11 protein-coding genes are annotated in these 14147 nt (G+C 56.0%); 7 read left to right on the forward strand and 4 right to left on the reverse strand.

Annotated elements, in window-relative coordinates; all coding sequences use genetic code 11:
- The first annotated feature begins 121 nt into the window (after positions 1–121).
- The 3 genes from hemA (at position 122) to ispG (ending at position 3920) form a co-directional block, all read left to right on the forward strand.
- Positions 122–1345, forward strand: coding sequence for a 5-aminolevulinate synthase (gene hemA / locus RC74_RS15105; RefSeq protein WP_039002086.1), 1224 nt, complete (start codon positions 122–124; stop codon positions 1343–1345).
- A gap of 135 nt (positions 1346–1480) precedes the next feature.
- Positions 1481–2662 (forward strand): helix-turn-helix domain-containing protein, encoded by a 1182-nt coding sequence (locus tag RC74_RS15110; protein WP_039002087.1) that lies wholly within the window; start codon positions 1481–1483, stop codon positions 2660–2662.
- A gap of 127 nt (positions 2663–2789) precedes the next feature.
- Positions 2790–3920 carry a flavodoxin-dependent (E)-4-hydroxy-3-methylbut-2-enyl-diphosphate synthase gene (ispG, locus tag RC74_RS15115; RefSeq protein WP_039002088.1) on the forward strand — a complete coding sequence of 377 codons (1131 nt, stop codon included), beginning with the start codon at positions 2790–2792 and terminating at the stop codon, positions 3918–3920.
- On the opposite strand, the gene RC74_RS15120 is transcribed toward ispG, so the two are convergent.
- The gene (locus tag RC74_RS15120) at positions 3917–5275 is read right to left on the reverse strand and encodes a M48 family metalloprotease (protein ID WP_039002089.1); all 1359 of its coding nucleotides are present in this window, start codon (positions 5273–5275) and stop codon (positions 3917–3919) included. The two genes, ispG and RC74_RS15120, sit on opposite strands and share 4 nt — an antisense overlap.
- A 55-nt stretch (positions 5276–5330) precedes the next feature.
- Here RC74_RS15120 and RC74_RS15125 point away from each other — a divergent pair, with 55 nt between their 5' ends.
- Positions 5331–6482 (forward strand): pyridoxal phosphate-dependent aminotransferase, encoded by a 1152-nt coding sequence (locus tag RC74_RS15125; protein WP_039002156.1) that lies wholly within the window; start codon positions 5331–5333, stop codon positions 6480–6482.
- Complete coding sequence (locus RC74_RS15130) at positions 6479–7693, forward strand: N-acetylmuramoyl-L-alanine amidase (RefSeq protein ID WP_052274806.1); 1215 nt, start codon at positions 6479–6481, stop codon at positions 7691–7693. The genes RC74_RS15125 and RC74_RS15130 overlap by 4 nt, the downstream gene beginning before the upstream one ends.
- Before the next feature lie 2 nt (positions 7694–7695).
- On the opposite strand, the gene RC74_RS15135 is transcribed toward RC74_RS15130, so the two are convergent.
- On the reverse strand, positions 7696–8298 hold the full coding sequence (locus RC74_RS15135) for a class I SAM-dependent DNA methyltransferase (RefSeq protein WP_039002090.1): 603 nt from the start codon (positions 8296–8298) through the stop codon (positions 7696–7698).
- 140 nt (positions 8299–8438) lie between these two features.
- Here RC74_RS15135 and RC74_RS15140 point away from each other — a divergent pair, with 140 nt between their 5' ends.
- Together RC74_RS15140 and prfB are read left to right on the forward strand one after the other, a co-directional pair.
- The gene (locus RC74_RS15140; RefSeq protein WP_039002091.1) at positions 8439–10988 is read left to right on the forward strand and encodes a penicillin-binding protein 1A; all 2550 of its coding nucleotides are present in this window, start codon (positions 8439–8441) and stop codon (positions 10986–10988) included.
- A 94-nt stretch (positions 10989–11082) separates the two neighbouring features.
- Positions 11083–12207 carry a peptide chain release factor 2 gene (gene prfB, locus RC74_RS15145; protein ID WP_039002092.1) on the forward strand — a complete coding sequence of 375 codons (1125 nt, stop codon included), beginning with the start codon at positions 11083–11085 and terminating at the stop codon, positions 12205–12207.
- 70 nt (positions 12208–12277) lie between these two features.
- Here prfB and RC74_RS15150 read toward each other — a convergent pair whose 3' ends face one another.
- Both RC74_RS15150 and RC74_RS15155 read right to left on the reverse strand, forming a co-directional pair.
- Positions 12278–12790: a bactofilin family protein gene (locus RC74_RS15150; RefSeq protein ID WP_039002093.1), complete on the reverse strand. Its 513-nt coding sequence runs from the start codon at positions 12788–12790 to the stop codon at positions 12278–12280.
- Positions 12780–14099, reverse strand: a complete 1320-nt coding sequence (locus RC74_RS15155; RefSeq protein WP_039002158.1) for a M23 family metallopeptidase — start codon at positions 14097–14099, stop codon at positions 12780–12782. Before RC74_RS15155 ends, RC74_RS15150 begins: the two co-directional genes overlap by 11 nt.
- Between the last annotated feature and the right edge of the window lie 48 nt (positions 14100–14147).

Consider the following 14147-nt stretch of genomic DNA (forward strand, 5'->3'; position numbering starts at 1 on the left):
TTGTCAATGGATGATTGAATCCAAGCGCGGCATTTTGTAACCTAGATTTATTGCGGCTCGTTCCATAGAGCATATGCGAAACCTAAGAGCCAAGGCTCAGTAGGCAAACTTGGAGAGCGCTTTGACCTATAATGACCACATCGACGCAGCCTTAGAACGTTTGCACGAGGAGGGGCGTTATCGCACCTTTATCGATATCGAACGCAAAAATGGTGCGTTCCCGCATGCGGTTTGGACGCGCCCAGATGGCGAAGAGCAAAATATCACGGTGTGGTGTGGCAATGACTATCTCGGCATGGGGCAACACCCCGTCGTTTTGGAAGCGATGCACGAAGCGATTGATGCGGCGGGCGCGGGCTCTGGTGGTACGCGCAATATTTCGGGGACCACGGTTTACCATAAGCGCCTAGAAGCGGAATTGGCGGATTTGCACCAGAAGGAAGCGGCGCTGCTGTTTACCTCGGCCTATATCGCAAATGACGCGACTCTCTCAACTTTGCCTAAAATTTTACCCGGATTAATTATTTACTCCGACGCTTTGAACCACGCGAGCATGATCGAAGGCGTCCGTCGCAATGGTGGCGCGAAGCGCGTGTTCCGTCACAATGACGTGGCGCATTTGCGCGAACTTTTGGCCGCCGATGATCCTGCGACGCCGAAACTTATCGCATTTGAATCCATCTACTCGATGGACGGCGATTTTGGCCCGATTGAGGCGATCCTTGACCTCGCGGATGAGTTCAACGCGCTGACCTATATCGACGAAGTGCACGCGGTTGGCATGTATGGCCCACGCGGCGGCGGTGTTGCCGAACGCGACGGGCTGATGCACCGTTTGGATATCATCAACGGTACCCTTGCCAAAGCTTACGGTGTGATGGGCGGCTATATCGCGGCATCCGAAAAAATGTGTGACGCCATAAGGTCTTATGCGCCGGGCTTCATCTTTACCACCTCCCTTGCCCCTGGAATTGCGGCGGGGGCTGCGGCCTCTGTGCGGCACCTGAAAACAGACGATTCTTTGCGGGTCAAACACCAGACTCAGGCGGCGATTTTGAAGCTGCGCCTCAAAGGTTTGGGCCTGCCGATCATCGATCACGGAACGCACATTGTACCCGTGCATGTCGGGAATCCGGTGAAATGCAAAATGATCTCGGATCGCTTGTTGGAAGAGCACGGAATCTATGTGCAGCCGATCAACTTCCCCACTGTGCCCCGTGGCACCGAGCGGTTGCGATTTACCCCATCGCCGGTACACGGACCGCGTGAAATGGATGCACTTGTGAACGGTTTGGACGCACTTTGGAGCCATTGTGCGCTGAATCGCGCCGATCTCACTGGGTAGTTCACAGAAACGTGCAGAATCGATTGTGCTGTGCTAAGATAATCGTCAAGAGGTTATCTAGACACGGGATTTCAGGCGAATCAAACTCGGCTAGGAAATGACCACTGGGGCAATTTGAACGTTAGGGCAGGGCAGATGATTAGGCGCATTCTTTCGCCGAAATCGGTCAAAGAGGAAGGGACATCCGGCTTTGACTCATATGAGTTGCGACTCGGCGATCTTATGCGCGGAGAGCGGGCGACTCTGGGCAAATCCCTTCTAGATGTTCAACGCGAGCTTAAGGTCAAAGCGACCTATATCGCCGCAATTGAAAATGCCGACCCCCTTGCTTTTGAAACTCCCGGATTTATTGCCGGGTACGTGCGCTCTTATGCGCGCTATCTTGGGATGGACCCCGAATGGGCCTACACGACCTTCTGTGTAGAAGCGAATTTCGAAACCGTGCATGGCATGTCCGCCGAGGCCTCCAGTGCGGCGGCGCTCAAGGCGGAACGTCGGGCGCGTAAATTTGAGGGCAAAGACCCCTTTGCCAACCCCAACGCCTCTTTTGTGCCGCGTGGCGAGGCCATGCTGTCCAAAATCGAACCCGCAGCCATTGGCTCTGTCGCGGTTTTGATTGTGTTGATCGCGGGACTTGGTTACGGCGGATATTCCGTGCTGCAGGAAGTGCAGCGCGTGCAATTTGCGCCTTTGACAGAAGCTTCGGGTGTGGGCTCCTCCCTAGATCCTTTACGCGGTGGGTCCTCCGGATTTTCCGAAGACGTGTTGCCGACGCAAGTAACTGATAACGCATCAGATTTACCAACAGACGCCCTGACGCGCCTGTACCGTCCAGAGGCGCTCGCGGTGCCGGTTTTGATCGCGCGTGATGGGCCGATTTCGGCCCTGTCCCCCGATGCATTTAGAAGCGCTGCGACCGTCCTTGCGAGCAATGTAGAAGCCGCCTTGGCGGCGATTGAAGAGAGCGAAGTTCAGGTCATTGCAGAAGCTTCGCCAGAGTTAAAGATTTTCGCGGTGCGCCCAGCGTGGGTGCGGGTTTCAGCGGCGGATGGCACTGTTATCTTTGAGAAAATTCTCGACACAGGCGAAGAATTTATCATTCCGGCAACGGAAGTGCCGCCTATGCTACGCGCGGGGAATTCTGGGTCGGTTTACTTCGGCGTCAACGGCGAAACCTATGGTCCCGCAGGGCGCGCGGGTTCGGTCGCGTCAAAAGTGGTTTTGGCACAGGACTCGCTGAGCGAAGCCTATAAGGTTGCGGATATGAACGCCGATCAAGATTTGGCAAAATACGTCGCTTTGGCCGCAGTAGAATAATTTCGGCACCTCCCCACACAAAATTGAAGGTCCGATTTGCGTGCTTGCAGTTGTCAGTGCTTGCGCGAAGCCTTATCTAAACACCATCGGAATGCGCCAAAAACGGCCCCCAATGCGGAGAATATAGATGTCGCTCAATCCTGTGCGCCCTTGGCGGAATATTTATCGGCGCAAGTCTCGGCAAATTATGGTGGGAAATGTGCCTGTGGGCGGCGATGCGCCGATCACGGTGCAAACCATGACCAACACTCTCACGACCGACGTGAAAGCGACTTTGGCCCAGATCAACGCCGCCGCCGAGGCCGGAGCCGATATTGTGCGGGTTTCGGCCCCCGATCAGGAGAGCACGGCGGCGCTGCGTGAAATTTGTAAGCAAAGCCCAGTGCCGATCGTGGCCGACATCCATTTCCATTATAAACGCGCGATTGAAGCCGCCGAAGCGGGGGCTGCGTGTCTGCGGATCAACCCCGGAAATATCGGTAGCCAAGAGCGGGTGCGCGAAGTCATTAAGGCCGCGCGCGACTATGGTTGCTCCATTCGGATTGGGGTGAATGCGGGAAGCCTTGAGCGCCATCTGCTTGAAAAATATGCCGAACCTTGCCCAGAGGCGATGGTCGAAAGCGGCATGGATCACATCAAAATCCTGCAAGACAATGACTTCCACGAGTTCAAAATCTCGGTCAAAGCCAGCGATGTTTTCCTTGCGGCCGCCGCCTATCAGGCGCTTGCCGAAGAGACCGACGCGCCCATTCACTTGGGCATCACCGAGGCGGGCGGCTTGATGTCAGGTACCGTCAAAAGCGCGGTCGGCATGGGCAGCCTGTTGTGGAGCGGGATTGGCGACACCATCCGTGTGAGCCTGTCGGCGGACCCTGTTGAAGAGGTGAAAGTGGGCTTTGAAATGCTCAAATCTCTTGGTTTGCGCCATCGCGGGGTGACGATTATTTCCTGTCCAAGCTGTGCGCGGCAGGGTTTTGATGTGATCAAAACCGTCCAAACGCTGGAGGAGCGCTTGGCGCATATTTCCACCAGTTTGAGCCTGTCGATTATCGGCTGTGTGGTGAATGGTCCGGGGGAAGCCCTGATGACAGACATCGGATTTACCGGCGGCGGCGCGGGCAGTGGCATGGTCTATTTGGCCGGAAAACAAAGCCACAAACTCAGCAATGAGGCGATGATCGAAGAGATCGTGGAGCAAGTCGAGGCAAAGGCTGCGGCGTTGGATGCACAGGCTGCTTTGGACGAGGTTGAGGCTTAGTTTCTATTTTTTCCTTTCTTCTCAAGGCGTTCGGCGGTGAATAGAATGTCTTGTGCTTGGCGCGCACCGGTCGATCCATGCGGGAGCTGGTCTGCGGCGCGTTTGGCGTGAATGGCGGCGTCTTTGAATTTACCGTCCAGCGCAAAGCGCTCTGCCGTCACGAGGGACGCCATTCCGGGCTGTTTCGCCTTGGCATAGGCCACGGCAAGATCACGCAAAAGGCGCGGGTCTTGGCCATCCAGAGCTCGGGCTTTTATCAGGACATTCAACGCTTTAGCTTCGTTTGCTGATCCACCTGCAGCCAACAGCGCCCGCCCGTATCCCGCCATGATGATCGCGTTTTTTGGCGCGCCGTTGAGGGCCATAGCATAGGCGCCGAGGGCCGCATCAAACTGGCGAGATTCCATCAGTATTTGCGCCTGTAATTCGCGATAGTAGGGGTCATTCGGGCGGGCCGCGAGAACGCTATTCATCGCGGAAAGCGCTTTGTTTGCATTAGCTTGGCGATGGTAGGTGATCGCGCGGACCATCTGCGCGATCTCGCCCGTGTCGGAGGCTTTGAGTTTGCGCCGTTCGGCTTGCGGGTTTTGTAGGAAGGCTGCGAGTTTGCTTTTGGCGCGGGCAAACCAATAGTCGGCTTCGCGGCTGTCTTTGACATTTCCACCGTAGGCGGCGGCGAATCCACGGGCGGCGCGCAGGCGTTGGCTGGTGAGGGGGTGGCTGCGCACATAGGCGTCTTGGCGGGAGGTTCCGAGGACCTCTTGTCCCTTGAAAAGATTGAGAACTTCGATCATTGCGGCGGGATCAACACCCGCACTTGCGGTGTAGCGAAATCCGGATTGGTCGGCGCTCGCTTCCTCGGCGCGGGTGTGGGTGAGGAAGGACCGTTGCGCGGAGGAGGCCACGCCTGCGGCTACTGCGGCCCCTGCATCCGGCCGCCCCGTGGAGGCGGCAATCGCGACGCCCAAAATTATCCCGATTCCGGCAACGGCGGAAATTCCATCAGCCAAAACAATGCGTTGAGTGATGTGACCATTGGCAATATGCGCTGCTTCATGGGCGATCACCCCTTGGATTTGGGCGGCGGATTTTATGCGCAACATCAGGCCCGTGTGGATGAAAATATGGTTCTGATCAATCACAAAGGCGTTCATTGATTTATCGTTGATCAACAAGATTTGAATGCGCCCGGGATTGAGTCCGGCGGCCACTAAAACGGGGGTGGCCAAGCGATGGAGGGCTTGTTCAATGTCGGGATCGCGGATCAGCGACGCGGCGCGGGCGGAAAACGGCTGTAAACAGAGAAGCAGCACGAAGAGAAGGCGAAAAAACGGGATTCGGAAAAATGCTTGCATTGACCTTTGAGGCTTTCATTGGGACAAAGACGTAAGCGAGCATAAGGATAAAATGATGCAGGTTTCAAGGCGTTCACAGGTTGATCCCTTTATTGTTATGGATGTGATGGAGGCCGCGACGCAAGCGGAGGCGAATGGGCGCCATATTATCCATATGGAGGTCGGGCAACCGGGCACGCCTGCCCCTGCGGGGGCGCGGGCGGCTTTGGCGGCTGCGATGGAAGAAAGCCCGCTTGGATATACATCGGCGCTTGGGCTTCTGGCGTTGCGCGAAGGAATCGCGGCGCTCTATCAGAAGTGGTACGGGGTGACGGTTTCGCCTGCGCGGATCGTCGTGACATCGGGCTCGTCGGCGGGGTTTTTACTTGCGTTTACGGCGCTGTTTGATGCTGGAGACCGAGTGGGTTTGGGTTTGCCTGGCTATCCATCATATCGCCAGATTTTGCGGGCTTTGAGCCTGACGGACGTTGGATTTGAAACCTCCGAGGCCAACCGTTTTCAGCCGGTTCCTGATGATCTTGTGGGGCGGGACCTCAAGGGGTTGATCGTGGCCAGCCCGTCTAATCCGAGTGGTACCATCCTATCGCGCGCGGCATTGGCGGCGTTGATCGAGAGTTGTGCTGCAACCGATACCGCCTTTATTTCCGACGAAATTTACCACGGGATTCACCATGGCGAGCGGGCGGTTTCGGCGCTTGAGTTGAGTGATGATGTCTATGTAATCAACTCGTTTTCCAAGTATTTCTCGATGACGGGGTGGCGCATCGGCTGGATGGTTGTGCCGCAAGATCATGTGCGCACGGTGGAACGTTTGGCGCAGAATATGTTCATTTGCGCCCCGCATGCGGCGCAGATAGCAGCGCTTGGCGCGTTGGGATGTGACGCGGAACTTGACGCAAACCTTGAGGTCTATTCGGCCAATCGCGCGCTGATGTTGGAGGAATTACCAAAGGCGGGTTTCACGCGGTTTGCGCCGCCAGATGGCGCGTTTTATATCTATGCAGAGGTGAGCGAGTTTACCGATAACAGCCTCGCGTTTTCACAGGAAATACTGGAAAAAGCGGGGGTTTCTGTGACACCCGGATTGGATTTTGACGCGGGACGGGGCGCACAATGGATGCGGTTTTCCTATGCCCGCAGCACGGCGGATATCAAAGAAGGTTTGGCCCGTTTGCGCAAGTTTATGACCGAGCGAGGCCATTTGTGAGAGGGATATTCGCGACCCTGTGCGCGTTGAGTTTTGCGGGTGCGATCCACGCGCAGGAGTTCAATGCTTTGGCGCGGGTGGATGTTGAAAAATCCGCGATAATTGACACGGAGGACGGGCTGAAGGTTGATCTTTTGCTCAGCCAACCCGTGCCCTATCGCGTCTTTACCCTGACCGACCCTGCGCGCCTTGTTATTGACTTTAATGAGGTGGATTGGAGTGGCGTGGAGGCGGAGGATCTGCTTTTGGATACCCAAGTGCAGGCAGTGCATATGGGGCCGTTTTCAGCGGGATGGTCACGGATGGTTGTTGATCTTACTTCGCCTCAAGTGATTGATTTAGCTGGACTTAAAGTAGGTGAGACCCGAGACGCGCTGTTCACGGCGTTGTTGAAAAACGCGACACCGGAGGCCTTTGCCGCCGCGTCTGGCGCACCTGCGGGGGCCGCATTCTCTGTACCAAAGGCTGTTGACTTGGCCACCCCCATCCGGCGTCAAACCGGCGAGGGCGATGTGATGATCGTGTTGGATCCGGGGCATGGGGGCATTGATCCGGGGGCAGAGCGCGGCGACGTGCGCGAGGCCGATTTGATGCTGACGTTTGCGCTTGAGTTGAAGGAAATCTTGCTGCGCGAAGGCGGGTTTCAAGTTCAGTTGACCCGCGAAGACGATGCGTTTGTCCCTTTGGAAACGCGGGTGACAATGGCGCGGGCGGCGCGGGCGGATGTGTTCCTGTCGCTGCATGCGGATGCACTTTCGGAAGGGCGCGCGACGGGGGCCACCGTTTATACTTTGAGTGATACGGCGAGTGACGAAGCCTCGCAAAAACTTGCGGAGCGCCACGACCGCGCGGATCTGTTGGCGGGGGTGGATTTATCACAGCAGGACGATGTTATTGCCAATATTTTGATGGAGTTAGCCCGCACAGAGACTTCGCCGCGTGCGGATCGTTTGGCGGATGATTTGGTAATTGGGCTGCGCGAGCACCTTGGGACGATGTATAAAAAACCACGTCTTGAGGCTGGATTTTCGGTCCTTAAAGCGCCGGATATTCCGTCGGTTTTGGTGGAGCTTGGGTTTATTTCCAACCCCAAGGATTTGGACCGCCTGCAAGACCCCGAATGGCGCAAAAAGGCGCAATTGGGGATTTTACAAGCGTTGCAAAACTGGACAGTAACCGATGCCGCAGAGGCGCGATTGTTGCGCCAATAGGATTAGCTGCGACGTCTGCGGGCCAACCAAACGGAATGGCCTGCGCAATCGGGGTCTTCGGGGATGAAGTCGATCACGTCAAAACCAGCCTCGTCAAAGAGGGTGCGATAGGCCGCAGGGGCGAGGCTCGCGTGGTAAACGGGCGCGCCGCCGTCGATTTCGCCAATCGCTTCGCCTTCCGCATGGCCCGTCGTGAGGATAACCGGCGCACCGGGGCTGGCGTGGGCGGCGAAAACGGGGAACATATTGCGTTGGTCATCGGGGCTGAGGTGGAAAAAACTGTTCCACGCCAAAATGCCGTCAAATTTTTTGCCAAGGTCCAAACCGCGCATGTCGGCATGGATAACCGTTTGTTCCGGTAAGTTTTTAGCGAAGAGTTTCACCATCGTTGCCGCACCATCGACACCCGTGATGTCGCGATTACGCTCGCTGAGGTAGGTGGCGATGGGTTGGCCTGAGCCACAGCCCAAGTCCAGCAACTCGCGGCCCGTCGTGTATCGTAAAAAACGATCCAGCCATGGGCGCTCAAAGAGGCTACGACCGCGATTTGCGGCAAAACCGGCCCCGTGGGCCTCATACGTCGGGAGGATATCATCTGGATGCATCCGCAATCTTTGGCGGGGTCAGCGACAATTTGCAATGGGCGAAATTCATTGTGTTAAAAGATGGCGGCAAGTTGCCGAACCCTTTTGACCCTCCTCTGCGCGCCCTATATAGAGTTGAGTGAACTAAGAGGTGGCACAGAATGATCCGGGCAGTTTTTTCCCTTTTTGGCGGGCTTTTTGCATTCGTCTTGAATGCTCTATTTATGGGCGCGTTTTTGATCGGCGGGTTGTTTCTGTTGTTCTCTCAAGACTTGCCTGACCATGAAACGTTGAGCGTTTACCGCCCTGCAACGATCAGCCGCGTCTATGCGGGTTCGGGGCGCATTATGGACGAATTCGCCAAAGAACGCCGGATTTATGCGCCAATCGAAGAGATTCCCGATGTGGTGAAGGCGGCGTTTGTGTCGGCCGAGGATAAGAATTTTTACACCCACCGTGGCTATGACGTGCGCGGGATTGCCGCCGTGATTGTTGAGGCCATTGAATCCAAGGGCGCGAACGTGCGCGGGGCCTCAACGATTCCCCAGCAAGTTGCCAAAATCAGCTTTTTGGATGGGGGTCGTCGGGCCGAACGTAAAATTCAGGAGATCATTTTAGCCAATCGCATGGTCAAATCACTGGATCGTGATCATATTCTAGAAATCTATCTGAACGAAATTTTCTTGGGTCAAAACAGCTATGGCGTTGCGGCGGCGGCACAGACTTATTTCAACAAGAACTTGTCCGAACTTGACCCCGAAGAGGCGGCCTATTTGGCGGTTCTGCCAAAGGCACCATCGGATTATCACCCCGTTCGCCAGCTTGATCGGGCAATGATCCGGCGCGACTATGTTTTGAAAGAAATGCATGAAAACGGGTATTTAGACGACGCCGAGTATGAAATCGCCGTGTCCCAACCTTTGCGCACGGTGCAAAGTGGCGATTTTGAAAGCTTCAAATCTACCTTGCCAGAGCGGGATTATTTCTCGGATGAAATTCGCCGTCAATTGAGCCGCGATTTTGGCGAAGACGAGTTTTTCTCGGGCGGTTTGACCGTTCGGGCGACCGTGGATCAGGAATTGCAAGTCGAGGCGGCGTTGGCGTTGCAAAACGGGCTTGAGGCCTTTGACCGCTCGCGCGGAATTTGGCGCGGTACGGGGAAAACGCTTCCCGCGGAGGCCTTGGTTGACGATGCAACATGGCGCACGGCGCTCGCCGAATTGAAGACGGCCCGCGATATCGAAGGCTGGCATGTCGCGGTTGTTTTGGAACTTGGAGACACGTCGGCGCGAATCGGGATTGAAGGCGTTGAAGATGATGCCGACGGGCACTGGATTCCTGCCGAGGATGTGAAATGGGCGCGACCCTTGCTTGAGGGCAGTGCGCGCGCCAGAAACGCGAGCAAAGCGTCCGATCTGCTGGATGTGGGCGATGTGGTTTATGTGCGCGCGATGACCAAAGACAGCGACGGGAGTTTCATCCGCTGGACCCTACGCCAAATCCCGCAAGTGCAGGGCGGCTTCATGGCGATGGACGTGAACACAGGGCGCGTGATCGCGATGCAGGGTGGGTTCTCCTATCAGGATTCGGTGTTCAATCGCGCCACCCAAGCGGACCGCCAGCCGGGGTCCTCGTTTAAACCATTCGTCTATGCAGCAGCACTTGATAGTGGCTATTCGCCCGCGACGATTGTGATCGATGCGCCGATTGTTGTGGAAACGGGCGCGGGCGTTTGGCGTCCGAAAAACTCGAGCAATAAGTTCTATGGTCCCGCGCCGTTGCGTACGGGGATTGAGCAATCGCGGAACCTGATGACCGTGCGTTTGGCGCAGGAAATCGGCATGGAAACCGTTGCCGCCTATGCGGAGCGGTTTGGGGTTTATGACCACATGAACGCGTTTTTGGCGAACTCTTTGGGGGCTGAGGAAACGACGCTTTTCAAGATGGTCGCGGCCTATGCGATGTTTGCCAATGGCGGCGAACGGGTGGAGCCGACGCTGGTTGACCGCGTGCAGGATCGCTGGGGCAAAACGGTTTATCGCCACGATCAGCGGACCTGTAGTGATTGTCGCATTGCCAGTTTAGAGCCAGGATTGGCGCCAGTGATTAGCTCGGGGCGCGAGCGCGTCATGGACCCGATCACCGCCTATCAGTTGACCTCGATGATGCAAGGCGTGGTGCAGCGCGGAACGGCGGCGGGGCGGGTGAATTTGGACGTGCCAGTGGCGGGTAAAACCGGCACAACCAACGACAGCAAGGACGCGTGGTTTATTGGTTTCACCAGCAATATTGTGGCGGGATGTTATATTGGGTATGACCGTCCGCGCAGCTTGGCGCCGAACGGATATGGCGGCACATTATGTGGCCCTGTGTTCACCCAGTTCATGAAAAAGGCCACCGAAAAATATGGTGGCGGGAAGTTTAAAGTCCCACCGGGCGGTCACTTTATCAAAATCGATCGCTACTCTGGTGCGCGTTTGGACAACGCTGCTTCTGGCGCGAATGTGGTTGCCGAATATTTCCGCGACGGCGAAGAGCCGTTGTTTGGTGTGGCGTTTGACGGAGGTTTTGCCATGGGCAGCGACTTGCCGATGTTCGACGACGTTGGGCAAAGCGAGCAAACCACCACCACCCGCACCTCGACCGGCGATACGGTTACTTTCGGGAAAAAAGCTACCTTTGGAACCATTTCAAGCGGCGGCGAGTATTAACGCGCGCGCGGGGGGAGGCGGGGCAAGCGCCCTTGTTTCACCGCGCGCCGTTTGATACCACCGCCCACAAAACCTCTCATCCAAAGGATGCACCATGCGGGCCGAAGTCCAAAACTCTGTTGCTGCGATCGAAAAATCTCTTGACCTGTTGAAGCAACGGTTGGGGTGGGAAACATCTGCGCATCGGTTGGAGGAATTCAACGCACGCACCGAGGATCCTGAACTCTGGAATGATCCTGCTGCGGCGCAAAAACTAATGCGAGATCGGCAGATGTTGATTGACGCATTGGCGACGTTTGACGGCATTCAACAGGAGCTGTCGGACGGCATAGAGTTGATCGAAATGGGCGAGGCGGAAGAGGACTTGGAGGTCGTTAAAGAGGCCGAAGACGGCTTGTTCGCGCTTGAGAAAGTAGCGGCCCAGAAGGAGCTTGAAGCGCTCTTGGATGGTGAGGCCGATGGCAACGATACCTTCCTTGAGATCAACTCTGGCGCAGGCGGCACCGAGAGTTGTGATTGGGCCAATATGTTGGCGAGGATGTATGTGCGTTGGGCCGAGAAGAAGGGCTACAAGGTTGAGCTGCAAAGCGAGACGGCAGGTGAGGAAGCGGGCATTAAATCCGCGGCCTATAAAATTACGGGCGTGAATGCCTATGGCTGGTTGAAATCCGAAAGCGGCGTGCATCGCCTTGTGCGGATTTCGCCGTTTGATAGTGCTGCCAAACGGCACACGTCATTTACCTCGATCAAGGTTTATCCCGTCGTCGATGACAACATCGAGATTGAGGTGAACCCCGCCGATATTCGCATTGATACCTATCGCTCGTCGGGCGCAGGTGGACAGCACGTGAATACCACGGATTCGGCGGTTCGGATTACCCACGCGCCCACGGGGATCGTGGTGACGAGTTCGGAGAAATCCCAGCACCAGAACCGTGAAATCGCCATGAAGGCGTTGAAATCGCGGCTGTATCAAATGGAGTTGGATAAGCGCAGCGCGCTGGTGAACGAAGCGCATGAAAGTGCGGGCGACGCGGGCTGGGGTAATCAAATCCGCAGCTATGTTTTGCAGCCGTATCAGATGGTCAAAGACCTGCGCACGAATTATGAGACCAGCGACACCAAGGGTGTTTTGGACGGCGATTTGGACGGGTTTATGGCCGCGACCTTGGCGTTGAATGTGGCGGGGAAATCGCGGTCAGAGGCACAGGGCGACTAGGCTTTTCGGCCATTAGATATGCAAAAGGCCGCCCAATCAGGCGGCCTTTTTTGATTGGAAGTTTTGTGGCTTAAGCAGGTTTAGCGGCTGGAATAGCGGGGGTTGTTGGAGCCGCAATCGCTTTTTGCGCTGAGCCTGTTGACAAAGGATCGTCCTGACGTTGAACGGAGCCTTCAAAATGCGCGCCGCTTTCGATCGCGATTGTTTTGTGAATGATGTCGCCTTCGACGCGGGCGGTGGAGGTAAGGCGGACTTTCAAGCCACGCACACGGCCAACAACGCGGCCATTAACCACAACGTCATCCGCAACAACTTCGCCGCGCACGGTGGCGCCTTCGCCAACAGTCAGCAAATGGGCGCGAATGTCGCCGTCAATGACGCCTTCGATTTGGATATCGCCTGTGGTGCGCAGATTGCCTGTGATTGTGAGGTCAGACGACAGAACTGACGCAGGCGGCTTTGGTTTTGGGGCAGATGGCTTGAATTCGCCTGTTGGCTTCTGAGTGGAAGCGTCCAGATTTAAAGTTTCGGGTTCACCAGCTTTTTTTGGGGCCGGATCATTGATTCTGCTTTTAGAAAACATCACTTGCTGCCTTGATAAATTTCATCGGGTTAACAGGTTTCCCGCCAACGTGTACTTCGTAATGAAGATGCGTTCCGGTCGACCGTCCTGTACTCCCCATAGCACCTAATTGGTCGCCGCGCGAGACCCTTTGGCCCTTGGAAACGTTGATTTTGGACATATGGGCGTAGTAGGTGACGATGCCAAACTCGTGTTGGACTTTGACCAATTTGCCAAAGCCCGAGAGCCAGCCTGCGGAAATCACCACACCGTCGCCTGTGGTGTAGATTGGTGTGCCATAGGAGGCGGCGAAATCGGTGCCGTTATGCATGCGACCCCAGCGTGGGCCAAAACCGGAGGTGAAGCGGAACGCCGATTTGAGGGGCAGGGCGAAGGGGGCTTTTGTGGCGGCGATACGGTAGATATTGATGTCGTCCATGGAGCGCAAAATCGTATTGGCGCGCAGACTGTCCGCATCGGGGCGTTCGCCTTTGGTCGAGAAAGTGAGGGGCGTTAATGGCCCGCCTTGGCCAGTATAGCCGGAGCGAATTTGATCGATCATGCGATCAGGGGACAGACCCGCGTCGCGAAACATTTTGTCCATGGGCGCGAGCGAAACAGAAACGGCATCTTCAAGCTGGCTGAAAATTTTGTCATTACGCTGTTGGGTCAGGAGAGCTTCGAATTCCAAATCCTCGATGGTTGCCTGCGCCGTGGATGCGGACACCACGATCTCGTCACGCTCATCTGCGGCATTATCAAGGGCGGCGGTTAAGAAATCGACGGTGCCTGTGATATCTTCAAGCGCGCCTTCGGAGGGGGTAAACGCCTCGCCTTCGGCCAGCTTGAGGTTTAAATCTTCGGTCTCGCGCCGCGCGTTATCGCGCTCATGGATCGCGGTGCGCAGGGTCGTTTGAATGACATCAACACCGGTTTTAAGCTCAAGACGGCGGTCCTCAAGAGCGAGGAGTTCCGACTGCATTTTGGAGATCTGGTCGAGCGCCGCGCTAAAACGGTTTTGCGCATCAAGGGCGTCTTGGGTGCGGCTGTCGCGTTCTTGGGAAAGGGCGTTGAGGCGGGCCTCGTAGAGGTATTGTTCACGATCAGCTTGGTCGCGAACCGACCCAGAGCCGATACTATTCATAAAGAGAACTGAGGACGCGATGATCGTCCAGGCGATCACACTCGCCGACCCCAGAAGGGCCACAGCTTGGGTCGTTGGCGAGAGCCGGACAAACCGTGTTTCAGTGTCAGATTTTAGGAAAAGCCGCCGTTCGGGAAGCCTTTTTTCAAATGCTGAATTAATCTTGGATGATAGACGTGCTCGCAAAACGAAATCCTGTAACTGCCCCATAAGTGTGACGTGTCATTTTCCCCA

This window comes from Falsihalocynthiibacter arcticus (assembly GCF_000812665.2).
Classification (GTDB): domain Bacteria; phylum Pseudomonadota; class Alphaproteobacteria; order Rhodobacterales; family Rhodobacteraceae; genus Falsihalocynthiibacter; species Falsihalocynthiibacter arcticus.